This is a genomic window from Hyphomonas sp., from assembly GCF_041398385.1.
GTDB lineage: Bacteria > Pseudomonadota > Alphaproteobacteria > Caulobacterales > Hyphomonadaceae > Hyphomonas.
On the sequence record NZ_JAWKUW010000001.1, the window covers coordinates 672,086 to 694,201 of the forward strand.

26 protein-coding genes are annotated in these 22,116 nt (G+C 64.9%); 7 read left to right on the forward strand and 19 right to left on the reverse strand.

What is annotated here, in order from left to right; translation table 11 throughout:
* Positions 1–19 precede the first annotated feature (19 nt).
* The 12 genes from pheT to R3C13_RS03335 form a co-directional block, all read right to left on the reverse strand.
* A complete protein-coding gene (pheT, locus tag R3C13_RS03280) occupies positions 20–2,413 on the reverse strand; it encodes a phenylalanine--tRNA ligase subunit beta (protein ID WP_371309363.1) in 2,394 nt (797 codons plus the stop codon).
* Complete coding sequence (locus tag R3C13_RS03285; protein WP_371309364.1) at positions 2,410–3,021, reverse strand: hypothetical protein; 612 nt, start codon at positions 3,019–3,021, stop codon at positions 2,410–2,412. Before R3C13_RS03285 ends, pheT begins: the two co-directional genes overlap by 4 nt.
* Before the next feature lie 10 nt (positions 3,022–3,031).
* Positions 3,032–4,108 carry a phenylalanine--tRNA ligase subunit alpha gene (pheS, locus tag R3C13_RS03290; protein ID WP_371309365.1) on the reverse strand — a complete coding sequence of 359 codons (1,077 nt, stop codon included), beginning with the start codon at positions 4,106–4,108 and terminating at the stop codon, positions 3,032–3,034.
* A gap of 101 nt (positions 4,109–4,209) precedes the next feature.
* Positions 4,210–5,049 carry a DUF4253 domain-containing protein gene (locus R3C13_RS03295; RefSeq protein ID WP_371309366.1) on the reverse strand — a complete coding sequence of 280 codons (840 nt, stop codon included), beginning with the start codon at positions 5,047–5,049 and terminating at the stop codon, positions 4,210–4,212.
* A 109-nt stretch (positions 5,050–5,158) separates the two neighbouring features.
* Entirely contained in the window at positions 5,159–5,320 is a 162-nt protein-coding gene (locus R3C13_RS03300; protein ID WP_371309367.1) for a hypothetical protein, read from the reverse strand.
* 28 nt (positions 5,321–5,348) lie between these two features.
* Positions 5,349–5,711 (reverse strand): 50S ribosomal protein L20, encoded by a 363-nt coding sequence (gene rplT, locus R3C13_RS03305; RefSeq protein ID WP_371309368.1) that lies wholly within the window; start codon positions 5,709–5,711, stop codon positions 5,349–5,351.
* Between the two features lie 44 nt (positions 5,712–5,755).
* Positions 5,756–5,956: a 50S ribosomal protein L35 gene (rpmI, locus tag R3C13_RS03310; RefSeq protein WP_371309369.1), complete on the reverse strand. Its 201-nt coding sequence runs from the start codon at positions 5,954–5,956 to the stop codon at positions 5,756–5,758.
* A 251-nt stretch (positions 5,957–6,207) separates the two neighbouring features.
* Positions 6,208–7,494, reverse strand: coding sequence for a M48 family metallopeptidase (locus R3C13_RS03315; protein ID WP_371309370.1), 1,287 nt, complete (start codon positions 7,492–7,494; stop codon positions 6,208–6,210).
* Positions 7,495–7,569: 75 nt separating this feature from the next.
* The gene (locus tag R3C13_RS03320) at positions 7,570–7,920 is read right to left on the reverse strand and encodes an I78 family peptidase inhibitor (RefSeq protein WP_371309371.1); all 351 of its coding nucleotides are present in this window, start codon (positions 7,918–7,920) and stop codon (positions 7,570–7,572) included.
* Positions 7,917–8,456 carry a translation initiation factor IF-3 gene (gene infC, locus R3C13_RS03325; RefSeq protein WP_371309640.1) on the reverse strand — a complete coding sequence of 180 codons (540 nt, stop codon included), beginning with the start codon at positions 8,454–8,456 and terminating at the stop codon, positions 7,917–7,919. Before infC ends, R3C13_RS03320 begins: the two co-directional genes overlap by 4 nt.
* A gap of 98 nt (positions 8,457–8,554) precedes the next feature.
* Entirely contained in the window at positions 8,555–9,589 is a 1,035-nt protein-coding gene (locus R3C13_RS03330; protein WP_371309372.1) for a glycosyltransferase family 9 protein, read from the reverse strand.
* A gap of 19 nt (positions 9,590–9,608) precedes the next feature.
* Positions 9,609–10,769 (reverse strand): glycosyltransferase family 4 protein, encoded by a 1,161-nt coding sequence (locus R3C13_RS03335; RefSeq protein ID WP_371309373.1) that lies wholly within the window; start codon positions 10,767–10,769, stop codon positions 9,609–9,611.
* A 56-nt stretch (positions 10,770–10,825) separates the two neighbouring features.
* Here R3C13_RS03335 and R3C13_RS03340 point away from each other — a divergent pair, with 56 nt between their 5' ends.
* Complete coding sequence (locus tag R3C13_RS03340; protein ID WP_371309374.1) at positions 10,826–11,581, forward strand: alpha/beta hydrolase; 756 nt, start codon at positions 10,826–10,828, stop codon at positions 11,579–11,581.
* On the opposite strand, the gene R3C13_RS03345 is transcribed toward R3C13_RS03340, so the two are convergent.
* Complete coding sequence (locus R3C13_RS03345; protein ID WP_371309375.1) at positions 11,578–11,787, reverse strand: hypothetical protein; 210 nt, start codon at positions 11,785–11,787, stop codon at positions 11,578–11,580. The genes R3C13_RS03340 and R3C13_RS03345 overlap by 4 nt on opposite strands.
* Before the next feature lie 86 nt (positions 11,788–11,873).
* Here R3C13_RS03345 and R3C13_RS03350 point away from each other — a divergent pair, with 86 nt between their 5' ends.
* Positions 11,874–12,359, forward strand: coding sequence for a flavodoxin family protein (locus R3C13_RS03350; RefSeq protein ID WP_371309376.1), 486 nt, complete (start codon positions 11,874–11,876; stop codon positions 12,357–12,359).
* 144 nt (positions 12,360–12,503) lie between these two features.
* Positions 12,504–12,971 carry a nicotinamide riboside transporter PnuC gene (gene pnuC, locus R3C13_RS03355; protein ID WP_371309641.1) on the forward strand — a complete coding sequence of 156 codons (468 nt, stop codon included), beginning with the start codon at positions 12,504–12,506 and terminating at the stop codon, positions 12,969–12,971.
* Here the strand turns inward: pnuC and R3C13_RS03360 are convergent.
* Positions 12,907–13,605, reverse strand: a complete 699-nt coding sequence (locus R3C13_RS03360) for an ArsR/SmtB family transcription factor (RefSeq protein ID WP_371309377.1) — start codon at positions 13,603–13,605, stop codon at positions 12,907–12,909. The genes pnuC and R3C13_RS03360 overlap by 65 nt on opposite strands.
* 69 nt (positions 13,606–13,674) lie before the next feature.
* Between R3C13_RS03360 and R3C13_RS03365 the strand changes: the two genes are divergently transcribed.
* Both R3C13_RS03365 and R3C13_RS03370 read left to right on the forward strand, forming a co-directional pair.
* Positions 13,675–14,004: an NIPSNAP family protein gene (locus tag R3C13_RS03365; protein ID WP_371309378.1), complete on the forward strand. Its 330-nt coding sequence runs from the start codon at positions 13,675–13,677 to the stop codon at positions 14,002–14,004.
* Positions 14,001–14,345, forward strand: a complete 345-nt coding sequence (locus R3C13_RS03370; protein WP_371309379.1) for an antibiotic biosynthesis monooxygenase — start codon at positions 14,001–14,003, stop codon at positions 14,343–14,345. The genes R3C13_RS03365 and R3C13_RS03370 overlap by 4 nt, the downstream gene beginning before the upstream one ends.
* Before the next feature lie 4 nt (positions 14,346–14,349).
* Here the strand turns inward: R3C13_RS03370 and R3C13_RS03375 are convergent, their stop codons facing one another.
* Positions 14,350–15,201, reverse strand: a complete 852-nt coding sequence (locus R3C13_RS03375) for an SDR family NAD(P)-dependent oxidoreductase (RefSeq protein WP_371309380.1) — start codon at positions 15,199–15,201, stop codon at positions 14,350–14,352.
* A gap of 61 nt (positions 15,202–15,262) precedes the next feature.
* Between R3C13_RS03375 and R3C13_RS03380 the strand changes: the two genes are divergently transcribed.
* Entirely contained in the window at positions 15,263–15,943 is a 681-nt protein-coding gene (locus tag R3C13_RS03380; RefSeq protein ID WP_371309381.1) for a tetratricopeptide repeat protein, read from the forward strand.
* Between the two features lie 3 nt (positions 15,944–15,946).
* On the opposite strand, the gene R3C13_RS03385 is transcribed toward R3C13_RS03380, so the two are convergent.
* Positions 15,947–17,308: a M17 family metallopeptidase gene (locus tag R3C13_RS03385; RefSeq protein ID WP_371309382.1), complete on the reverse strand. Its 1,362-nt coding sequence runs from the start codon at positions 17,306–17,308 to the stop codon at positions 15,947–15,949.
* A gap of 116 nt (positions 17,309–17,424) precedes the next feature.
* Here R3C13_RS03385 and R3C13_RS03390 point away from each other — a divergent pair, with 116 nt between their 5' ends.
* A complete protein-coding gene (locus R3C13_RS03390) occupies positions 17,425–18,408 on the forward strand; it encodes a tetratricopeptide repeat protein (RefSeq protein ID WP_371309383.1) in 984 nt (327 codons plus the stop codon).
* Positions 18,409–18,411: 3 nt separating this feature from the next.
* Here the strand turns inward: R3C13_RS03390 and R3C13_RS03395 are convergent, their stop codons facing one another.
* From R3C13_RS03395 to R3C13_RS03405, 3 genes are all read right to left on the reverse strand, one after another.
* Positions 18,412–19,926, reverse strand: a complete 1,515-nt coding sequence (locus tag R3C13_RS03395) for an aldehyde dehydrogenase family protein (protein WP_371309384.1) — start codon at positions 19,924–19,926, stop codon at positions 18,412–18,414.
* A gap of 70 nt (positions 19,927–19,996) precedes the next feature.
* The gene (locus tag R3C13_RS03400; RefSeq protein WP_371309385.1) at positions 19,997–21,070 is read right to left on the reverse strand and encodes a type II secretion system F family protein; all 1,074 of its coding nucleotides are present in this window, start codon (positions 21,068–21,070) and stop codon (positions 19,997–19,999) included.
* A gap of 10 nt (positions 21,071–21,080) precedes the next feature.
* On the reverse strand, positions 21,081–22,115 hold the full coding sequence (locus R3C13_RS03405) for a type II secretion system F family protein (protein WP_371309386.1): 1,035 nt from the start codon (positions 22,113–22,115) through the stop codon (positions 21,081–21,083).
* Position 22,116: the final 1 nt, after the last annotated feature.

The following is a 22,116-nucleotide window of genomic DNA, read 5'->3' on the forward strand; positions in this document are numbered from 1 at the left end:
CTCACCCGCGCTTGCCTGATTATCCCCTTAGCACGCCGCCGGACCCTTTGGCGACGGCCGCAACGATGCGGTCCATCAGGGCCTGGATGTCCTCATCCTTCAGCTTTTCCTTCGGCTGGATCGTCACCTCGAAGGCGACCGACTTCTTGCCTTCCGGAACGCCCGTGCCCTGGTAGACATCGAACACGTCGACTGAGTGGATCAGCTGCTTGTCGGCGCCCTGAGCGTGGCGCACCATCTCGCCTGCGGAAACGGCATCATCGACCAGGAAAGCAAGGTCGCGGCGGATCGGCGTCAGGTCCGACCGTTCCAGTACCGGCTTGGTCTTCGTCGCCTTCATCTTCATCACCGGCAAGGCGTTGAGGTTCAGTTCGAAGCCGAAGGCCGGGCCTTCTACGTCGAGCTGTTTCAGCACGCCGGGGTGCAGCGCCCCGAAATGCGCAACCGTCACTTTCGGGCCGAGCCGGAGGCTCGCCGCCTGGCCCGGATGCCAGTGCGGCTGGGTCGGCGCGGCGACCTGGAACCGGTCGGCCGGCTGGCCCAGCGCGTCGAGCACGGCCAGCAGGTCCGCTTTGGCGGCGTAGGAGTCATAAGCCTGAGGCGCCCCCTGCCAGTGCCGCACCGCAGCCGGACGCACGAGCGCCGCCACCATGGTCCGCTGGTCATCCGGGCCATCGCCGAGATAGACCGGGCCCGCTTCGAAAAAGCGCATGCCGGGCTCGCCGCGATTGGCTGCGCGTTGCGCAGCGACGGCCAGATTTGCGAGGATCGAGGGGCGCATCTGGTTGAGCTCGCTCGCCACCGGGTTCGCGACCGTCAGGCTATCCGGCGTCTTGCCGAACAGGCGCGCATGCTCCTTCGACATGAAGCTCCAGGTGACGGCCTCAAGGAAGCCGCGCGCCGCCAGTACGCGCCGCGCCGTGCGCACCCGCTGCTGCAGCGGCGTCGTGATGGCACGCACACCGCCAGCCGGCTCCGGCAGCGACGTCGTCGGCAACTGGTCGTAGCCGATGAGGCGCGCGATCTCTTCCACGATGTCGGCCGACTGTTCCATGTCGAACCGGTGGCTCGGCGGCATCAGGTACCAGGCATCGCCCGCATCCTCGATGCCGAACCCCAGATCCTTCAGGATACGGCGCATTTCCGTGCTTTTGACGACGAGTCCAGTGAGGCGTTCGACATCCGCCGGGTAGAAAGTCACCTTCTCGATCCGCGCCGCGATGGAGCCTGCAATATTGGCTTTGGAGGCCGTGCCGCCGCCATATTCAAGGATCAGTCCGAGGGCGAGATTGAGCCCGTCGACACAGCTCTGCGGATCGACCCCGCGTTCGAACCGGTAGCGGGCATCAGAATGGATGCCGGTGGCGCGGCCGGTGCGGGCCGTGCGCAGCGGGTCGAACCAGGCGCTTTCGATGAAGACATCGACCGTTTCGTCCGAAACCGCCGTGGACTGTCCGCCCATCACGCCGCCGAGGCCGATGGCGCCGCTGTCATCGGCAATCACGCACATGTCTTCGCCGATCTGATACGTCTTGCCGTCGAGCGCTTCGAGCTTTTCGCCCTTGCGGCCAAGACGCGCCACGACGGCGCCCCGCAGCTTTGCCGCATCATAGACGTGCAGCGGCCGCGCACGGTCGAGCGAAATATAGTTGGTCACATCGACCAGAAGGGATTTCGGCTGCAGGCCGACCGCTTTCAGGCGCTGCTGCATCCAGTCCGGAGACGGACCGTTCTTCACCCCGCGCACCAGAGCGCCGGCAAACATCGGGCACGCCTCTTTCGCCTCGAGCCTGATTTCGACCGGGCAGTCGAAGCTGCCGGAGACCTTTTTCACGTCTGCCTGGATGAAGCGCCCCGCCCCGCCGGCGGCGAGGTCACGCGCAATGCCCTGCACGCCCAGCCAGTCCGGCCGGTTCGGCGTCACTTCGAAATCGATTACCGGATCGGCAAGTCCGAGGGCCTCGGCCGCCGGCGTGCCCAGCGGGATCGACGCGTCGAGATCGGCGATCCCGTCATGGTCGTCGCCCGCCTCGAGTTCCTTGGTGGAACACATCATGCCATGGCTCTCGACGCCGCGAATGGCGCGAGGCTTCTTGTCCAGCGCGAAATCCAGCCCCGGAATGAAGGCGCCAAGCGGCGCATAGATCGCGGTCATGCCGGCGCGCGCATTCGGCGCGCCACATACGATCTGCTTCAGGCCATCGACCGTCTCGACTTTGCACACGCGCAGCTTGTCCGCATCCGGATGAGGTTCCGCCTCGATCACCTTGCAGACGGTAAACGCCTTCAGCGCGTCGCGCGGATCGTGGACCTCCTCGACTTCGAGACCGGCCTTCAGCATATGGCCGAGAATCTCGTCAAGCGTCGCCTTGGTGACGAGGTGGTCGTTCAGCCAGGACAGGGTGAACTTCATGGTGTGTCCCCTTCGGGCATCTCAGGTTCAGGCAGCCGCGGCGCAGTCCGCAGCTCTTCGAAAATGTCGGTCGTGCCGCGCTCGCAGCGCGGGACACGTTCGGCGCGCGCCGTTCCGAGATCCCGGGCGCGCCAGCAACGATCGAACACGGAGCAATAGCAGATCTCCATGACCAGCCCGCCCCATTCTTCAGCGACGGCTGCAAGCTGCGCCGAGGTGATGTCTTCGCGCTTCCAGGAAATATCGATGGGCGTGATTTCGTCGCCGGGCGCCAGCGCGCGTCCGGTCAGGCCGGCCCAGGACAGGTCATAATTCGCCGGCAGCTGATCCCGGTAGGTCGACAGCCCCTCGACGGCCTTGCCGTCCTTCAGCATCCGGACCGACTCGATAATGGCCGGGCCGACACCGCTATTGCTGATCCGGATGCCGAGCGAAGCGCGGTCCACCGATGTCGAAACGAAGCCGTCCATCTGGATCACCGGATACACGGCGCCATGCTGCTGGGCGCGCATCACGCGGCCCTGGTCCCAGGCGACGAACAGCGCGATCACGCTGGTCATCACCGCGCAGACCGCAATCAGCATTTCGGCCTTGTTGCCATTGCCCATCGCTGCGTCCTCAGCTCAGTCCGCCGCTGACGCTCGGCGTCGACCACGGTGCAAAGCCATAATGGCGTGTCCATTGCGGATCGGCCTCGAAATAGGGTCGCAGGTCCGGCATGCCGTATTTCAGCATGGCGAGGCGGTCGACGCCCATGCCGAAGGCAAAGCCCTGATGCTCGGCCGGATCGATCCCGCAATTGCGCAGCACATTCGGATGCACCATGCCGCAACCGAGAATCTCCATCCATCTGTCGCCGGCGCCGATCTCGATCGCTTCGCCCTTGCGGGTGTACTTGACGTCCATCTCGGCCGAAGGCTCCGTGAACGGAAAGAAGTGCGGGCGGAAGCGCGCTTCCACATTATCCACCTCGAAAAACGCTTTCACGAAATCGATGAGGCAGCCCTTCAGGTGCCCCATATGGATGCCCTTCTCGATGACGAGGCCTTCGACCTGGTGGAACATTGGCGTGTGCGTTGCGTCCCAGTCGTTGCGGTAGACCCGGCCCGGCACCAGAATGCGGATCGGCGGTTTCTGCTTCATCATGGTGCGGATCTGCACGGGCGAGGTGTGGGTGCGCAGAACCTTGGGCGTGTCGCCTTCCTGCGCCTTCATGAAGAAGGTGTCGTGCGTCTCGCGCGCCGGGTGGCCTTCCGGGAAGTTCAGCGCGGTGAAATTGTGCCAGTCGTCTTCCACGTCCGGGCCTTCGGCCACGGTGAAGCCCATGTCGCCGAAGATTGCCGCGACTTCCTCGAACACCTGCATCACCGGATGCAGCGCGCCGGCCTTCGGGCCGGGCGCCGCCGGGAGGGTCAGGTCCAGCTTTTCGCTGGCCAGCTGTCTCTCCAGCGCGGCGGCCTCAAGCTCGGTCTTGCGGGCGCGGATCGCCTCGTCGACGAGGTTCTTCAGCGCGTTCAGCTTCGGGCCGTTCTCCTTGCGCTCTTCCGGGCTCATCTTGCCAAGGGCACCCATCAGGCCGGAAATCCGCCCCTTCTTGCCCAGTTCGGCAACCCGCACAGCGTCCAGCGCCTCAAGGTCAGCAGCTCCGGCCACGGCGGCGAGGGCTTCAGCTTCTATCTGCTTGATATCGGACAAGGTCTTGCCTCACTCTGGAATCCAAGGCGGCTCTTTAGCTCCGTCTGTGGCGCCCGCCAACCCGATGAGTGATAACGCCGTCTTTGCCGCCTGCCTGCTGGCTAGTCCCACCAGAAGAACCAGACCTTCGCGCCAAGCATCGTTGCGGCAAGCGAATCGATTGTTCCTGTGCCCTGGTCGACGATGTCCGGGCAATACGCATAAAATTGCTTTGCCAGTTCCATTGCCTCCTCGCGGGTGCTGACAGGCCGGTCTACCTTGAACTCAACTGTGTCGAAGTGCGCCGTAACGATCCGGGCTCCGAACCTTTCGTGCCAGTCTTTTGCAAGGGCGACGTGGATGGCCGGTTCCGGGCATTCGTTCCACGCACCGAAGCACAAATGCGCGAACACCTCCCAAGGGCGGGTCTGAGCAACCGGAATGTGAGCCAGGGCGCATTCGCGAAACGGCTGGCCGGTAAGAATGTCGAGAAAACCACCGGGTTCGGTCTGTTTGCTGCCGGCATCCTCAGGCCAGGGACCGCGTGGAAGGCCGTCAACAAACTGTATGCCATCCACCCCGAAGCGGGCATTCACTCGCGCTTCCATGATGACGCCTTCCGGGCCGGCCTCTGTATGAACAGACGTGGGGCCGGCGGGGGGCTCACTTTCGGCATTCTGCTCAGCCAGCTCTGCCAGCCTTTCAGCAAGGAAGCCATCCACTGAAACCCGGGCAGCGCGTTCAAGTATGATCTCGGGCGACCACCGCGGGGCGCCGTCTTCGAATTCTTCCGCCAATCGGCTCACACTGAACTCGTTTCCGAGGATGACCGGGCAGGAATTCGGGAACCGGGCAAGGCTGGCCGACATGGCCGGCAGGATGGACGCTCCCGGAAGGACTTCCACCGGAAACGGGAACAGGTCCAGCAACGACTCCTCAATTGGCGGATCGTCGTCGCTCATGGTCATCCCCTGCTCCGCAATGCACACACCACGCTTGGTTCAATCGAGTGACCAAAAAAGAAAGCCCGGCGCAAGCGCCGGGCTCTCAACATTTGCGATAAGCGCAGAATTACTTGCCGGCAGCCTTCTTGCGGGCGGTACGCGCACGCTTGGTGTTGCCAAACACGCGGACTTTCGCGCGCTTGCCGAGATTGGCCTTCCAGGTCGCGTTGCGGCGCTTGACGCGCGGCTTCTTGGCCGGGTGCAGGACGGAGTTCGGGGACTTCGACATCGGATCGTTCCTGTCTGGTCTTTAGGGCTTAGGCGAGCGCGGCTTTGGCCTGGGCGACGAGCGCGCCGAAGGCTGCCGGATCTTTGATCGCGATGTCGGACATGACTTTCCGGTCGACTTCGATGCCGGCCTTGGTCAGGCCGTTGATGAAGGTCGAGTAGTTCATGTTCTCGTCGTGGATGCGGACAGCGGCGTTGATGCGCTGGATCCAGAGCGAGCGGAATTTCCGCTTCTTCACCTTACGGCCGACATAGGCGTACTGGCCGGCTTCCCAGACGGACTGGTGCGCGATGCGGAAGGTATTCTTGCGGCGGTTGCGGAAGCCTTTGGCCTGCTTCAGGATTTTCTTGTGGCGGGCGTGGGCGGGTACTTTAGCGCGGGAACGGGGCATCTGAGCCTCCTTGTTTCAAGATCGTTGAGTGCAGCGGCGACGGCTCAGAGGCCGTACGGCAGGTACTTTTTCACGCGGGCTTCATCAGCCTTGGCGCCGACGGACGTGCCGCGGTTCTGGCGGATGTACTTCGCGTTGTGGCTGATCAGGCGGTGACGCTTGCCGGCGACGCCGTGCTTCAGCTTGCCTGTTGCGGTGATCTTGAAGCGCTTTGCAGCGGCCTTCTTGGTCTTCATCTTCGGCATTTCATTCTCCTTTTGGGTGGAGCTCGCACCCTTTCGGGCGGCCCGGTCATTATGAGCAGAGGGGCATGCCGTTCGCCCGCATCGCTCGGAAGTGGCGGCTTATGACGGATTGCGGAAGCGGAATCAAGGGGGCGAAGCTGCTGGAAATGCAGGTAATTCAGCCCGCTTGCCGTCGTTGGCGGATATCCTCACAGGACGCCCTGATCAGCGCCTCCAGCGCCCAGTTTAGAAGGAAAAGCGCGTCTATCGCCCTACTCTCCCGCCTTCTCCTGGTGCGCTGCCTCGCGTTCAGCGACATAGCGCTCCACTTCCGGCACCAGCGGCGCCATCGCGGGGTCGATATCCGTGGCGCCGGCGGCAAGTTCGGCGCCCTTGAAATCCATCGACATGGTGACGCGGTCGCGGCCGGTCGGATGGTCGTGGAAAACGAAGCGTTCGACCGGGCCGGGATCCAGCTTGCGATAGGCGCCCAGCTTCATCGACACAGCGGCAAACCCGTCCGGCTCCCGCGCGAGGGCGAGGCCATAGGCATCCGCCTCGGTCTCATTGGTGCGGATCATCGTATTGGTGACCGGCGTCATGAAGAACATGAAGACGCTGAACAGCGCAAACAGGAGCGGCATCCCGCCGACATCGCCAATGTCGCCGACGCCCCAGCGTTCCCCGCCCCAGCGGGCGACAACCCCGAACATGCCGTTCACGAAGGCAAAGCCGAGCGCGATGATCACCGCCATCGCCAACAGCATCTCATAGACGTGATTGAGCACATAGTGCCCGATCTCGTGGGCCATCACCGCCCTCACCTCGGCCGGGGTCGCATCCTTGATCAGGGTGTCGCCGAGGCTGATCCGGGTCGTGCCGAAGATGCCGGACACATTGGCGCTGATCGTGTTGGTCTGGCGCGAACGGTCATAGACGTAGACATCGTCCGCCGGCACGCCCGCGGCCTGCGCCAGCGTCAGGATGTCCTGCTTGAGCGCCCCCTGCTCCATCGGCGTGTAGTCGTTGAACAGCGGCGAAATGAAAACCGGCCCGAGCAGCATCATCAGCGCCATCATCGCAGTCATCAGCCCGGCACCCCAGAGCCACCAGGTGCGCTTGAGGGCGCGGATGACGAGATACAGCAGCGTCACCAGAATGCCGCCGATCACGAGGCCGATGCCCATGCTCATCAGGTATTCGCCGAACCAGGCCCCGAAACTCTGGGTCGAGTTGCCGAATTTCACTTCGCGGAAATGGCCGGTCCAGACGTCGAGCGGAAAAGTAATGATCGCCGTCGCCAGCGAATAGACCGCAAAGAACGGGAACACCGCCGCCCAGCGCGGCAGGCGCTTCTCCGCGCCGTCGCGCACGCGGCGGAAGAAGCCGGTCTGGTAAAGGCCGACGGTGACGGCGAGGCTGACGAAGAAGGCGACAATGCCCCACAGCGCCTCGCCCTCATCATAGGCGTCCGAGCGCGCGCGGACGGCACCGGACACCGCGCCCAGATAGGCATCGATCGCCTGCTGGACATCGAAATGGGGAAAAATCTCGTTCATGCTGCGCCCTCTGAGTCCTTATTGAAATTCAACAAGACCCGTAGGACATCAAACGCAAGGAAAATTTCCGGCGGCTCAGCCGCACTTCAGGCCGATGATGATGCCATCGTCATTGGTCAGCACGTTCAGCCGGTCGGGCGCATAGTCCATCGTCGCCTGGGAATCCGGGCTGAGAATGCGGTCCCGCGCCTTCAGCGTGCCTTCGGGCAGGTCGCCCGAAGGCTTGCCGAGCCAGGGCTTAAGCGCCTCAAGACCGCAGGTATCGTCGACGCGGTCCAGCACATCCCATTCAGGCTGTGCGACCCTGTCGCCGCCACCGGCCGGGGCCTGAGCCTCGGCATCCGGTCCGGGCGTCACATCGTTCGCAGGGGCGGCACAGGCCGCCAGTAAGGCCAGACCGGCCAGGATGGCGGCCCCTCTGATCACCGCGGCGCCAACACCATGGTCATCTGGCGGCCTTCGAGCTTCGGCTCGAGCTCCACTTTGGTGCTCTCCTCGAAATCCACCTTCACCCGCTCAAGCAGTTGCATGCCGAGATGCTGGTGCGCCATTTCGCGGCCGCGGAAGCGCAGGGTGACCTTCACCTTGTCGCCATCCTCGAAGAAGCGCTGCATGGCCCGTTTCTTCACCTCATAGTCATGGGTGTCGATGTTCGGGCGCATCTTGATTTCTTTGAGTTCGGAAGACTTCTGCTTCTTCTTCGCAGCGGCTTTCTTCTTCCGCTCTTCGAAGCGCAGCTTGCCATAGTCCAGAATCTTGACGACGGGGACTTCCTGGTTCGGCGAGACCTCGACAAGGTCCATGCCCGCTTCACGGGCAGCGTCGAGCGCGGCAGCCAGCGGCATCACGCCCTGCTTCTCGCCGCTCTCATCGATCAACAAGACCTTTGCGGCCCGGATGTCCTCATTGGTGCGCGGCCCCTTGTCTTTCTGGGGTGCGTCTGTTTCTGGTCTGCGAGCTATGGCCGATCTCCTTCGTGGCTGTTTGCAGGATGGCTGAATATGCCCGTAGTTGCGGGCTTCTTCAAGGCACGGCGCAGTGGGCAAATTTTCATTCCCGGTCAAGCCGGAAGCACACCCAGCGCCAGGACGGAACGCCACACCGTGTCAACTTCGAGCTCGGCCAGCGTCGGGGCCGAATTGATGATCACCGGGCTCGGGCCGCGCGGGGCGGCATGGTCGGGATTGCTCTCATTGGTGGCAAACAGGGCAACGCCCGGCGCGCCGGCAATCGCGGCCATGTGCATCGGGCCGGTATCGTTGCCCACCACGAAGGCCGCCTTCTCCGCCAGTGTGACGATCTGGAACAGGTCCGTCCGGGTCACGAGGCTTTTGACCCGCTTCTCCCGCTTCATGATCTCCAGCGCCAGCTGGCCTTCGGCTTTCGAGCCGATGATCGCCGGCGTCGCGCCCGCATCGGCGATCCGGCGGGCCAGTTCGGCATAATTCTCGACCGGCCAGCGCTTGGCTTCACGGTGTTCCGACGCGCCGGGGATCAGGAGCATATAGGGCTCTTCCAACCCGAAATAGGCCGGCTGCAGGCGCGGCGCATTGCGCAGCTTCGGCCGCACCCAGCTAAGATCCGGCTTCGGGAAATTGACGACGTTCCAGCGCCCGTCCGGCGCTACCCCGGCCACGGCCAGCTGTTCGGCCAGCCGGTCGATGGAGTGCATCGTGCCCCGGTCCGGATTGTCGTGGAAGAAGGCCGCCTTCTCATGATGGCCGGACCAGAGCGGCCCCTTCCCCGTCTTGCTGAGCGCCGTGAAGTAGTTTTTCGTGCGGCCGCTGGTCTGGAAATCGTAGACGATGTCGTAATTCGCCTTGCGCAGGCGCGAGAGCAGCGCCGTCGTCGCCTTCATGGTCGCCGGGCGGCCATCGGTCTCGACCCGGTCGAAATACGGGCAATGGCTGGCAAAGTCTTCGAAGGGCGGCGTCGTCAGCAGGGTGATACGGGCGGACGGATGGAACTCGCGCACGGCTTTCATCGCTCCGAGCGCCAGCACGAAGTCGCCGAGCGCGCTCAGCTTGATGACAAGAACTTCCTTCGCGCTGGCGCCGGGATTAACCGGGCTCGCCAGCTTTGCGGGTTTCGCCATGCCTACCTCTTCAGAACCCCTAAGCGATCAGGCGCTTATAGACGCCGAGCGTCGCGGCCTGAAGCCCCCGCTTGGAGAAATGCTCACGCACATGCGCCTGCCCGGCCTTGCCCATCCCCGCCCGGGCGCTCTGCCCGATGGTCATGAGGGCCCGGATCGCCCCGGCCAGCGCCTGCGGATCGCCCGGCTCGACCCGGGTTCCGGTGACGCCCTCGATCACGGTTTCGCGGCCCCCGCCATGATCGGTCACGATCACCGGCCGCCCCATGGCCGAGGCTTCGGCCGCGACCCGGCCGAACGCTTCCGGGCGGGATGACGGCGCCAGCACGATTTCCGAGGCGAGGAATGCCGCCGGCATATCGGCCTCGTGCGGGGCGATGATGACCTGGCCGTCGAGATGCCCCGCGACGACCGCATCCTCGATCTTCGTCTGGTAGGCATCGCGCCCCTGCGCATCGCCCATCAGCACCAGAACCAGCCCGGCCCGCTCCTCGGGCGCCAGCAAGCCCATCGCCTCGACCGCCACCAGCTGCCCTTTCCATTCGGTCAGCCGGCCCGGCAGCAGCAGGACCAGCCGGGGATCGCTCTTCAGGCCCCAGCGTTCCTTCACCTTGTCGATGCGGGAGGGCTGGATCATCACCGGATCGAAGACTTTGAGGTCCACGCCGCGCGGGATCGTCACGATCCGGTCCCACGGAACACCATGGACCTTGTGCACATGGTCGGCGATCCACTGCGAATTGGCGATCACGAGATCGCCCTTCACCATCACCGAATTGTATTTCAGTTTCAGGCCCGTCGTGCCCGAATAGGCGCCGTGATAGGTCGTGACAAAGGGAATGCCTGCCGCTTTCGCCGCCGCCCAGGCGCTCCAGGCCGGCGCACGGGACCGGGCATGGACAAGGCTCACGCGTTCGTCCGCAATGATCCGCTTCAGCTTGCCTTCATTGGCCTTGAGCACCAGCGGGTTCTTGGATTTCGCATCCATGCGGAACAGCTCGCCGCCGAGGCGCTTGAACTCCGCCTCCAGCCGCCCCCCCTTGCTGGCCAGCAGCGCCCGGCCGCCGGCCTCGACGATCGCCTCGGTGACTTCCAGCACCGTGCGCTCGACCCCGCCCGCAGACAGTTCCGGGGCGACCTGCAGGATCGTGTGCCCGCTCAGATCAGGGAAAGGTTCCAAGGCGCTTCGCCACCCGCTCGCTTGACAGGGGAAACAGATGACGGAACGGAAAGGGAATGACAACCGAGCATTTCACATCTCCCGGCGGAAGGCGCCTTGCCCATCGCCGCTTCGCTCCGTCGCGGTCCGACCTGACCTTTGTCTGGCTGTGCGGCTTCAAGTCCGACATTTCCGGCACCAAGGTGCTGCGCCTCGAATCCTGGGCGAAGGAGGAAGGCCACGGCTTCCTCGCCTTCGACTATTCCGGCCATGGCGACTCTTCCGGCGCCTTCGAGGACGGCACGATTTCCGAATGGCGGCAGGACGCGCTGGACGCCATCGACGCGCTGACTGACGGCCCGCTCGTGCTGGTCGGCTCCAGCATGGGCGGCTGGATGGCCCTGCTCGCCGGCCTCGCCCGGCGCGAGCGGATCGCCGGCATGGTGCTGATTGCGCCCGCGCCGGACTTCACCGAAAAACTCATGTGGCCGGAATTCACGCCCCGCCAGCAGGAAGAGATACTTTCCACCGGTAAGACTCTCCGCCCCTCCGACTATGGCGACCCCTACCCCATCACACGCGCCCTGATCGAGGATGGGCGCAGCTGGCAGCTGCTCGACGCCCCGATCGACCTTGAATGCCCCGTCCGCATCCTTCAGGGCGCGGAGGATCCGGACGTGCCATGGGCCCACGCCTTCCGCCTTGTCGACGCGATGAGCACGAAAGACCTCGTCTTCACCCTCATCAAGGATGGCGACCATCGCCTCTCCCGCGATCAGGACATCGACCGCCTGCTGGCGACCTGCGCCGAACTGGCGGCCAGCGCCGCCTAGCCGCCGGCCTGTTCGTGCTGCTCATGCGCCAGCCGCACAAGGCGTTGCAGCATGCTGCGCGCGGCGATGGCCGGCGCGGTCGTGCGCACTTCGTCCGTCAGCGCGCGGTCGCGATAGCGCGTGGTCAGCAGGTGTCCGTCCGCGCTCCAGGTGCCGGCATAGGTCTTGCCATCAAGCTCGATCTCGACTGGGGTTGGCGTCGACATGGGAATTCCTCCATTTGACTGCGCCACCGCCCCTGCGGTGCCGGCAGATTTCTTTTTATGGCTGGCAGTCTAACATGGCGGCCGCCATGACCAAATTATTGATCGTTTATCATTCCCGCACCGGCGGCACGCGACAGATGGCCGAGGCCGCCTTCGACGCCGCGCAGGCGGAAACCGAGACCGTTCTCAAACGCGCCGCCGAGGCGACGCCGGACGATCTGCTCGCCGCCTCGGGCTATCTTTTCGCCGGCCCGGAAAACCTCGCCGCCCTCTCCGGCGAGATGAAGGAATTTTTCGACCGCTGCTATTATCCCGTCCTCGGACGGATCGAGGGACGCCCCTACGCCCTGATGATCTCAGCCGGCAGCGACGGCACCGGCGCCGCCCGCCAGGCCGCCCGCATCGCCACCGGCTGGCGCCTCCGCGAAGTCCAGCCACCCCTGATCGTCAACACAGACGCTCAGACCCCGGAGGACATCCTCGCGGAAAAGACCATTCCGGAAGCAGAGCTTGAGAAATGCCGGGAGTTGGGCGCCGCACTGGGGGCGGGGCTGAAGATGGGAGTGTTTTGATAGGGCAAGGAGGGCGCCGACGTGGACTGGACTGAAATCGCAGGCTTCGTCACCGGCGCCGTCTGCGTCTGGCTCGTCGTGAAGCGGAATATCTGAAACTTCCCGGTCGGCATCGCGAACTACGCGTTCTTCTTTGTACTGTTCATCGGCTCGGGCCTTTATGCCGATGCCGGGCTGCAGGTGGTGTATACGGGCCTTGCGCTCTATGGCTGGTATTCCTGGCTCTACGGGGCGGAGGACCATACGGCCCTCAAGGTGCATAACCCCACCGCGCCGCAGCTCGCCGCCTGCCTTGCCGCCGTGGTCGTCATCGCCCTCGCCATCCAGTACGGCCTCCACCGGTTCACCGGCTCCACCGTGGCCGGATGGGACGCGATCACCACGGCGCTCAGCCTCGTCGCGCAGTTCATGCTGTCGCGCAAATGGATCGCCAACTGGTGGCTGTGGATCGCGGCGGACCTGATCTACATCCCGCTCTATGCGGTGAAGGGCCTGTGGCTCACGTCCGGCCTCTACGCCATTTTCCTCGCCATGTGCCTTGCCGGCCTCATGGAGTGGCGCGCGGCGCAACGCGCAGCCAGCCCTCAAACGCCGCCTCTCCCGGCTTCGTGAAGGCGATGATGCGCGTGCCGGGGCGCCGGCGGGCCCAGCCGAGGTCGATGATCCGTGTCAGGATGGCCGCGCCCGCCCGACCGGCCAGGTGATGGCGCCGCATGCTCCAGTCCAGGCACGCCCGGCACATGGGCCGGCGCGATTTCGCCAGCCCGTCCGCCCGGACCCCCGCCTGTTCCAGAAAGGCCCAGCCCGCCGGCGTCAGCGCGACCTGCCCGTCCATCTCCGACAGGCAGCCGCCCTGCTTCATCGTGTCGAACAGGTGCACGCCCAGTTCGCCGGCCAGATGGTCATAACAGACGCGCGCCTTGCGCAGCGCCGGATCGGCCGGCCCCGTCCGCGTGCGCTTGCCCGGGCCGCGTTCGGCCACATGCAGCAGGGCCTCGATGGCGTGGGCCACATCGCCGTCGCGCAGCCGGTAATAATGATGCCGGCCCTGAACCTCCCGCGCCAGCAGCCCGCCTTCCGTCAGGCGGGAAAGATGCGAACTCGCCGTCTGCTTGGTGATGCCGCCGGCCTCGGCCAGTTCGCTCGCCGTCAGGGCGCGCCCGTCCATCAGGCTCAGCAGCATGTTGCTGCGGGCCGGGTCTCCGATCAGGGCGGCAATGCGGGAAATGTCGGGGCCGTCTTTCATGGTTCGACAGTAACCGAACCATTCACGCCGCACAATCGGCTATCAGGCAGGCAAATGAAAGGAGCCCCCATGATCACCTGCTTCATCCGCTACGAGATAGACCCGTTCCGCAAAGACGCCTTCGAACATTATGCCCGCCAGTGGGGCCAGGCCATTCCACGCTGCGGCGCAGACCTGATCGGCTATTTCGCCCCGCACGAAGGCTCGGCCACCACGGCCTATGGCGTCTACACCCTGCCCTCGCTGGCCGCCTATGAAGCCTACAAGCAGCGACTCGCCGCAGACCCTATCGGCCGCGAGAATTATGAATTCGCGCGGGCCGAGCGGTTCATTCATCGCGAGGACCGGATCTTCCTGAAGCTCGCCTCGGCGCCGCATGCGGCACTGGTGCAGCCATGATCGCCGTCCTGTTCGAGCTTGAGCCCCTGCCCGGCAAGGCGGACGCCTATTTCGAGACGGCCGCTGCCCTTCGGCCCTTGCTGGACGGTATCGATGGCTTTGTGTCGATCGAGCGGTTTGAAAGCCTCTCCACGCCGGGGAAATACCTCTCGCTGTCCTTCTGGCGCGATGAGGCCGCCGTGCGGGCCTGGCGCAATCTCGGCCCCCACCGCAATGCGCAGGCGCGGGGCCGGGCGGGCCTGTTCCGCGATTATCGCCTGCGCGTGGTTGAAGTGGTGCGCGATTATGGCCTGACGGACCGTGCCGGGGCCCCGGACGACAGCCGGGAGGTTCACGGCTGATCCGTCAGGTCCCTGCCGCCCGCTCGGCGGCCAGGATTGCGGTCAGGCCCTCCCGATACGTCCGGTACTTCGGCCGCCAGCCCAGCGCCGCCTTGGCGCGGGCATTGGAGACGCGCTTGCACTCGGCGTAGAAGCTCGCCGCCATCGGGCTGAGGCCTGCCTCCCCGATCGCCACTTCCGGCGGCGGATCGAGGCCGAGCAGCGTGGCGGCATAGGCCGTCACATCCTGCGGCGGGGCCGGTTCATCATCACACAGATGGAACACGCCTGATGCGCCCGGCCGGTGCATCAGGGCGCCGAGGCCACTCGCAATATCTTCCACATGCACGCGGGAGAAGACCTGTCCCGGCTTCACCACACGCTGCGCCGTGCCGTCCCTCAGCCGGTCGAAGGGCGAACGGCCCGGCCCGTAAATGCCCGGCAGGCGCACGATGCTGAGCCGGCCGCCGGCCCGCTCCCGCCACTGCGTCTCGGCCAGCACCCGCGCCCTCGCCCGGCCCGAGGCCGGCGCCAGGGCAGAGTCCTCGAATGCCCAGCCACCTTTGAGGTCTCCATAGACACCCGTCGTCGACAGGTAAGTCACCGCTGTCACCCCCGGCGGCAACACTTCGGTCGCGGAAAAGACGGGGCAACCGGCCTCATTTGGGGGGATAGTGACCAGCACTGTCCCCACCTCCGGCAGCTCCAGCGGTGCCTTGCCGTCCCACACGTGCGCGTCGATGCCCTCGGCCCGCAGCGCTCCGGCCTTCGCCGCGCTGCGCACCGTTCCGGCCACAGGCCCCGGCCAGGCCCGCGCCAGCTGCAGCGCGCTGTAGCCAAGGCCCGCCACAAAAAGCAGAGATGGCTGAACTGTCATTTGCCTGCGACCGCTCTCATCTATCAATTGGTCCCGTTACAGGTTCCGGAGCCCCCGATCCATGCCCATTATCGCTGCCGCCGTCTCGCTCGTCCTGCTGCAGAGCGCCGGAGAAAAGCTCGCTGCGGCCGAACAGGATCGCCTCGACGCCTGCGTCTCCCGCATCGAGTCGGAGCCGGAGGAAGCCTATGAGGACGGCCTCGCCTGGACCTTCGAAGGCAACCGGCCGGGTGCACGCCAGTGCACGGCCCTCGCCCTGATTGCCCTCGGCCATATCGAGGAAGGCGCAAGCCGCCTCGTCAGCCTCGCAAACGCCGCAGATGGCGGCACGCTGGAACAGCGCGCGGCCTATCTCTCGCAGGCCGGCAACGCCTTCATCGAAGCCGGTGCAGCAGATGACGCTCTGGCAGCGTTCGACGGCGCCCTGAAAATAGCCCCCGACGCGCCGGAACTTCTGGTCGACCGGGCGAGTGCCCATTTCCTGCTCGCCAACTACGACAAGGCGATTGCCGATCTCGACGACGCCCTCTCCCGCATGCCGGACATGGGCGATGCCTACCAGCTGCGTGGCCAGGCCTGGCTCGCCAAGGGCGAGCCCGACAAGGCCATGGCCGACGTCACCGCGGCGATGGCCGCCGACCCGGAGAACATCGACGTTCTGGTCCTGCGCGGTCAGGTCCGCGAAGCCCAGCGCATCGAGGCCGAATCTGGCGGCCCGCTGGAGCGCATCAGCGGCAACTAGGCCTCAGCCATAGCGCGCCTGGAGCATGTGCCAGACAGCGCGCAGGCCACAGGCGGCGGCGCCTTCCGGCCGGCCATACTTGCCCTTCCGCCAGGCCCAGACATCGAAATGGGCCCAGCTTTTCGCATCAACAAACTGTTTCAGGAACACCGCCGCCGTGATCGAGCCGGCAAACGCGCTGCCGGAGTTGACAAGGTCCGCGATCGGGCTTTTCAGCTCGGAGAGGTACGGATCCCAGAGCGGCATGCGCCAGACCGGGTCGCCCGACGCTGCTGCGCCTGCCAGCACATCCGCCGCCAATTGTTCGTCATCGGAATAGACGGGCGCCAGATCAGCGCCCAGCGCGACCCGGGCCGCGCCGGTCAGCGTGGCAAAGTCCAGCAGCAGATCCGGCTCGAACTCGCACGCCCGCGCCAGCGCGTCGGCCAGGATCAGCCGGCCTTCTGCATCGGTATTGTCGATTTCCACCGTAAGGCCTTTGCGCGACGACAGAATGTCTCCCGGCCGGAAGGAATCCCCGCTGATCGCGTTTTCCACTGTCGGTACATACAGCTTCAGATGCACCGGCAGACCGGATGCCATCACAAGGCGCGACAGGGCGATAACGTGCGCCGAGCCGCCCATGTCCTTCTTCATGATCCGCATGCCGCTTGAAGGCTTGATGTCCAGCCCGCCGGAATCGAAGGTCACACCCTTGCCGACCAACGCCAGTTTCGGATGCTTGGGATTGCCCCATTCCAGCTCGACGAAGCGCGGCTTTGCCTTCGCCGCCCGGCCGACGGCGTGGATCATCGGGTAGTTCTGGTCGATGAGATCGTCGCCAACCACAACGCTGACAGTGGCGCCGAATTCCTCCGCGAGGTCCGATATCACGGCATGAACGGCCGCCGGCGTGAGATCGCCAGCCGGTGTGTTGACCAGGTCGCGGAGCAGGGCGATGGCGTCCGCCTCGCGGGACAGCGCCTCTCCTGCCTTGCCTCCTGGAATTACGAGCTTTGGCGGCTTTGCCTTGTCCTTGAGGTAGCGGTCGAACCGATAGGCGCCATCGGCCCATCCGGCAGCGACAGAGGCCGGCGAAAGGCCCCCTTCCTCGACGACCTTGTAGGCGCCTGCAGGCAGTTTCGCCGAGAGTGCGGCGACTGCCAGCGCATCATCTCCCTTGCCAAGGCCGAACAACACGTTCGCCAGCGCGCCGTCCTCGCCATGGGCAAGCAGCACCTGCCCTGCCGCGCCGGTGAAGTCCTGCGCCTCTGCCAGGGCCCGCGCCTTCGGGAAAGGATCGACCTTCAGCGCCTTGAACGCCTGCGATGTGTAAAGCCAGACTTGGACTGGCGCATCTGCGCGGGCGGTGAAACTCTTGTGCATGAAATCAGCCTCTTGGCGGCAAAAGTTAATGGAGCCGGCACAGGCGTTAACTGATCCTTGACGCACTGCGGTCCAGACTCACCGGAACTGGCCTGATTCAAACGCGGAGCGCCCCCATGTCCAGAGCCAAAACGTCACTGGCAGCACTGGCTATTGCAGCGACCCTCGTTCCCGGCTGCGCCAGCACGCCAGATCCACAGGCAGAGGCCAACGCCGAACTGGCCCGGGCCGTGGAAGACGCCATGAAGCCGGCCAGCCAGGAAGAGATCGACGCCGCGAACAATGCCGACCCGCTGACCCGCGCGAATTTCTGGGCCAAGGAACATGCCAAAGATCCGGAAAATCTGGAAAATGCCCTCACCTTCGCCGAAGCGTTGCGCAATATCGGCTCGAACGACCGCGCGATCGAAGTGCTGTCGCAGGTTCTGGTTGTCCACCCCCACGAACCGCGCGTCCTGATGACGCTTGGCCGTGCGCTGGCCGCGCATGGCAACCCGATGGGCGCCGCGCGCGCCTTCGAACAGGCCACGGTGATCGATCCCGGCAGCGCCGAGGCATGGGCCGCACTCGGCACGGCGCTCGACAAGCTCGACAATTCGGTCGCGGCGCAGAATGCGTATGCCAAGGCCCTGACCATCGAACCGGAACGTGCCTCGACGCTCGCCAATTTCGGCCTGTCGCTGGCGCTTGCCGGTGACCTGACCGGCGCGGAGGAAAAGCTGCGCAAGGCCAGCACGATCGCCCCGACCGACATCCGCATACGCGAGAACCTCGCCCTCGTGCTCGGCCTGCAGGGCCGCTTCGACGAAATGAAATCCCTGTCCGGCGCCTATGCCCCGGAAAAGGTGATCGAGCAGAACATCGAACTGCTGCAGGAGATGATTCATCCCGTGCGCAGCTGGGACGCGCTGGCCGCCTCATCCGAGATCGGCCGCGATCCTTCCGCACCCGCCCAGGCCGCCCTTCCCACCCCGGAAGAAAAGCCGGTCCCGTCGGCCAGCACGCCGGTCGAGGATGAGCCCATGCCGATCGCTGACGCCGAAACGGCCCAGGACGTCGACGCGGGAACGGGCCTGCGCCTGCGCCGGTCCGGCACCTGATCCTTAAAGATCGAAGCTGACGCCCTGGGCCAGCGGCAGGTCGCGGGAATAATTCACCGTGTTCGTTGCCCGGCGCATATAGGCCTTCCAGGCATCGGAGCCGGATTCCCGCCCGCCGCCGGTCTCCTTCTCCCCGCCAAACGCCCCGCCGATTTCTGCGCCGGACGTGCCGATGTTCACATTGGCGATGCCGCAATCGCTGCCGGTGGCTGACAGGAATGTTTCTGCCTCGCGCAGGTCGGTGGTGAAGATCGAGGAAGACAGGCCCGCGCTGGCGGCATTGTTGAGGGCAATCGCCTCTTCAAGCGTCGTGTAGCGCAGCGCATACAGGATGGGCGCGAATGTCTCGCGCAGCATCGGGCCTTCCTGCGCCGGCATCTTCACGATGGCCGGGCGGACATAGAAGGCGTCCGGGGCGCCGGTGTCGACGCGTTCGCCCCCGATAACCTCTGCCGCCAGCGTGCCGGCCTCATGGATCGCCGCTTCCATTGCCTCATGCGCACGGCAATCAATCAGGGGTCCGACCAGGACAGCGCCGTCCAGCGGATTGCCCACTTTCACAGACTGCCACACAGCCTCCAGCCGGGGCATCAGCGTGTCCCACAGGCTTTCATGCACGAACAGGCGCCGCAGCGTGGTGCAGCGCTGTCCTGCCGTGCCCATGGCGGAAAACGCAATGGCGCGCACCGCGAGGTCGAGATCCGCCGACGGACAGACAATCGCGGCATTGTTGCCACCGAGTTCCAGGATCGACTTGCCGAAGCGCGCCGCCACAACCGGGCCGACTGCACGTCCCATTCGGGTGGATCCTGTTGCGGACGCGACCGCCACACGCGGATCGCGCGCCAGCGCTTCGCCCACATCCGCCCCCCCGATGAGGCAGGCGGCGAGCCCGTCCGGCGCATCGCCGAAGCGGGCCAGCGCGCGGCGAAAGATGGCCATGGTCGCGAGCGCCGTCAGCGGCGTCTTCTCCGACGGTTTCCACACCACCGGATCGCCGCACACCAGCGCCAGCGCGGCATTCCAAGACCAGACCGCGACGGGAAAGTTGAAGGCCGAAATCACGCCAACCACCCCTGCCGGATGCCACGTCTCCATCATCCGATGGCCGGGGCGTTCCGACATGATCGTCAGGCCGTGCAGCTGGCGCGACAGTCCGACGGCGAAGTCGCAGATGTCGATCATCTCCTGCACTTCGCCCTCCCCTTCGGAGGGAATCTTGCCGGCCTCCAGCGTGACGAGCCCGGCGAGCGCCGACTTGCTGGTCCGCAGCTCCTCGCCGAACAGGCGCACGAGTTCGCCGCGTCGCGGCGCTGGCACGCTGCGCCAGGCGCGGAAGGCGTCGCTGGCCTCCTGCAGGGTACGGTCGACATCCGCTGCACTGGACGTGTGAACCTGCGCGATCACCTCGCCGGTGAGCGGCGTGCAAACCGGCAAATCGCCGCCTCCAAGCGCGGTTGCAGGAATGCCGAGCTCACCGAGCAGGGCGCGTGCAGTATCGGAAAGGGTCTGTGTCATGCGGGCCGGTCTAGCCTGACCGCCGCCCGGGCGGAACCCACCGTATTACATGCCGGCGGAGTCCGGACGATCAGGCGTTACGGCGGTCGATGATCTCGACGGGGATGAGGAGGTCGAGATCCGCACGGCGGCCCTCTTCCTGGCCTTCCTTGATGTCCGGCGCGGACTCGTTCTTCTGCTGCATCCGCTGGTACTTGATATAAGCCGGGCCGAGCACAACCAGGAACAACACGGGCAGGAAGAACAGGATCATCGGCACCGTCAGCTTGGCCGGCAGAGCGGCTGCCTTCTTCTCGGCCTCGGCCATCCGCATGTCGCGGTTTTCCTTGGCCATCACGCGCAGCGCATAGCCCAGCGGCGTACCGTATTTCTCGGCCTGGCCGAGGGCCATACAGACTGCCTTGACGCCTTCATGGCCCGTCCGCTTGGCAAGGTTCTCATAGGCCATCCGGCGGTCTGGCAGGTAAGCGAGTTCGGCAACCGTCAGGCCGAATTCCTCGGCGAGTTCCGGCGACGCAGAACCGACTTCCTGGCTGACCTTATGGAAGCCGAGTTCGATCGACATGCCGGATTCGACGCAGATCAGCAGCATGTCGAGCGCGTCGGGGAAGGCCCGCATGATCGACTTCTGCCGCTTGGCGGCAAGGTTCGAGACATAGATGTTTGGCGCATAAAAGCCGGCCGCAGCCCCGAACAGCAGCGAGCCGTACTTCATCATCGTGTTCATGCCGTGATCGTTGATCAAGAACACATAGATGAAGGTCAGAAAGATCCCGGCGAAAGGCATCGTCATGCGTGCGAAATAGAACGCAGAAACCGGGCCGGGACCGCGCAGGCCGGCTTTGGCCATGTTCTGCTGAACGTTCGGGTCTTCCAGCATCTTCTGCAGATTCAGCTTTGAGCTGATCTCGCCGATGGCAGAATCGTCCTTGCGGCGCAGGCCCGGCGCCTTGGCTTCGAGCGCCGCGCGGCTCTGCTTGCGCAGTTTTTCACGCTGGGTCGAAACGGCTTTGAGGCGCGTTTCCAGCTTGTCGCCCTGAAGATAGGGCATGAACACGGTCACGGCCGTGCCGAAAACAGCCAGCGCCACCATAAGCGAGGCCAGCGTGTCGGGCTTGGTCAGGGCAAGAAGGATCTCGTACATCTCACCGCACCTACATGTCGAAATTGATCATTTTGCGCATCGTCAGGATGCCGGTTGTCATCAGCAGCGCCCCTGAGGCCAGACAGACATGCCCCGTCTCCGTGATGAAGAGTTCCATGATGTAGCCGGGCGTCGACAGGAAGACGAGGAGGCCGACCACGAAGGGCAGCGAGCCGATGATGCCTGCCGAGGCCTTGGCCTCCGACGACATCGCCTTGATCTTTTCACGCATCATTTTCCGTGAGCGGATGACGCTCGACAGGTTTCCAAGCGCTTCGGAAAGGTTGCCGCCTGCCTTGGACTGGATCAGCAGCACGATGACGAAGAAGTTGACTTCCTGCAGCGGGATCCGCTTGTAAAAGCTGTTCAGCGAACGCTCTGTGCCTGCACCCATGGAGAGGTTGTCCGCCAGCGTCGCGAATTCCGACCGCAGCGGCTCCGGGCTTTCCTTGGAAATGATGCGGATACATTCGTTCAGCGACAGACCGGATTTCACACCGCGCACGATGATGTCGAGGCCGTCGGCAAACTGGTTCAGCATCTTCTTGTGCCGGCCCTTGATGCGCGAATTCAGCAGGAAGCGCGGAAGGCCGAAAGCGCCTGCCGCAAACGCGCCGAGTACCAGCAGCGGGCGGCTCTTGAGCGACATACCGGCAACAACAAGGCCGTCCGCCCCCGACATGAAAACGACCGCGCCAATCACGACGCCGAGAATCAGCGAAAAAATCCAGAAGGTCGACACCGGCACGTTCATCCCGGCCTGGGTGAGTTTCGCCTTGATCGTCTGCGCCGAGTCGATCTTCTTGCGTTCCTTGCCCTGCTTGCGCAGCGAATCCAGCATTTCCTGGGTCTTCGCCCGGCGCTTGGCGGCGTCGTCCATGACCTTGGCATTGCGGCCTTTGCCCGACAGAGTCGCGCCGGCACCAATCGCGCGCGCGCGCTTCTTGGCTGCCTCCCCTTCCCCGCCGGCCAGCGCGAAACCGACGCCGACGACGGCGAGGAATGCAAGGCCTGCAATCAGGAATGTGGTCAGGTCTGCGCCCATG

Excerpts from the sequence above, each read along its gene's own strand:
- R3C13_RS03390 (WP_371309383.1), top strand. The coding sequence starts at position 17,425 with ATGTCCAGAGCCAAAACGTCACTGGCAGCACTGGCTATTGCAGCGACC.
- R3C13_RS03315 (WP_371309370.1), bottom strand. The coding sequence starts at position 7,494 with ATGAACGAGATTTTTCCCCATTTCGATGTCCAGCAGGCGATCGATGCC.
- R3C13_RS03340 (WP_371309374.1), top strand. The coding sequence starts at position 10,826 with ATGACAACCGAGCATTTCACATCTCCCGGCGGAAGGCGCCTTGCCCAT.
- R3C13_RS03385 (WP_371309382.1), bottom strand. The coding sequence starts at position 17,308 with ATGCACAAGAGTTTCACCGCCCGCGCAGATGCGCCAGTCCAAGTCTGG.
- R3C13_RS03350 (WP_371309376.1), top strand. The coding sequence starts at position 11,874 with ATGACCAAATTATTGATCGTTTATCATTCCCGCACCGGCGGCACGCGA.
- R3C13_RS03400 (WP_371309385.1), bottom strand. The coding sequence starts at position 21,070 with ATGTACGAGATCCTTCTTGCCCTGACCAAGCCCGACACGCTGGCCTCG.
- R3C13_RS03375 (WP_371309380.1), bottom strand. The coding sequence starts at position 15,201 with ATGACAGTTCAGCCATCTCTGCTTTTTGTGGCGGGCCTTGGCTACAGC.
- R3C13_RS03370 (WP_371309379.1), top strand. The coding sequence starts at position 14,001 with ATGATCGCCGTCCTGTTCGAGCTTGAGCCCCTGCCCGGCAAGGCGGAC.
- pheT (WP_371309363.1), bottom strand. The coding sequence starts at position 2,413 with ATGAAGTTCACCCTGTCCTGGCTGAACGACCACCTCGTCACCAAGGCG.
- R3C13_RS03360 (WP_371309377.1), bottom strand. The coding sequence starts at position 13,605 with ATGAAAGACGGCCCCGACATTTCCCGCATTGCCGCCCTGATCGGAGAC.
- R3C13_RS03300 (WP_371309367.1), bottom strand. The coding sequence starts at position 5,320 with ATGTCGAAGTCCCCGAACTCCGTCCTGCACCCGGCCAAGAAGCCGCGC.
- R3C13_RS03295 (WP_371309366.1), bottom strand. The coding sequence starts at position 5,049 with ATGAGCGACGACGATCCGCCAATTGAGGAGTCGTTGCTGGACCTGTTC.
- rpmI (WP_371309369.1), bottom strand. The coding sequence starts at position 5,956 with ATGCCGAAGATGAAGACCAAGAAGGCCGCTGCAAAGCGCTTCAAGATC.
- rplT (WP_371309368.1), bottom strand. The coding sequence starts at position 5,711 with ATGCCCCGTTCCCGCGCTAAAGTACCCGCCCACGCCCGCCACAAGAAA.
- R3C13_RS03285 (WP_371309364.1), bottom strand. The coding sequence starts at position 3,021 with ATGGGCAATGGCAACAAGGCCGAAATGCTGATTGCGGTCTGCGCGGTG.
- R3C13_RS03330 (WP_371309372.1), bottom strand. The coding sequence starts at position 9,589 with ATGGCGAAACCCGCAAAGCTGGCGAGCCCGGTTAATCCCGGCGCCAGC.
- R3C13_RS03380 (WP_371309381.1), top strand. The coding sequence starts at position 15,263 with ATGCCCATTATCGCTGCCGCCGTCTCGCTCGTCCTGCTGCAGAGCGCC.
- R3C13_RS03345 (WP_371309375.1), bottom strand. The coding sequence starts at position 11,787 with ATGTCGACGCCAACCCCAGTCGAGATCGAGCTTGATGGCAAGACCTAT.
- R3C13_RS03395 (WP_371309384.1), bottom strand. The coding sequence starts at position 19,926 with ATGACACAGACCCTTTCCGATACTGCACGCGCCCTGCTCGGTGAGCTC.
- R3C13_RS03405 (WP_371309386.1), bottom strand. The coding sequence starts at position 22,115 with ATGGGCGCAGACCTGACCACATTCCTGATTGCAGGCCTTGCATTCCTC.
- R3C13_RS03365 (WP_371309378.1), top strand. The coding sequence starts at position 13,675 with ATGATCACCTGCTTCATCCGCTACGAGATAGACCCGTTCCGCAAAGAC.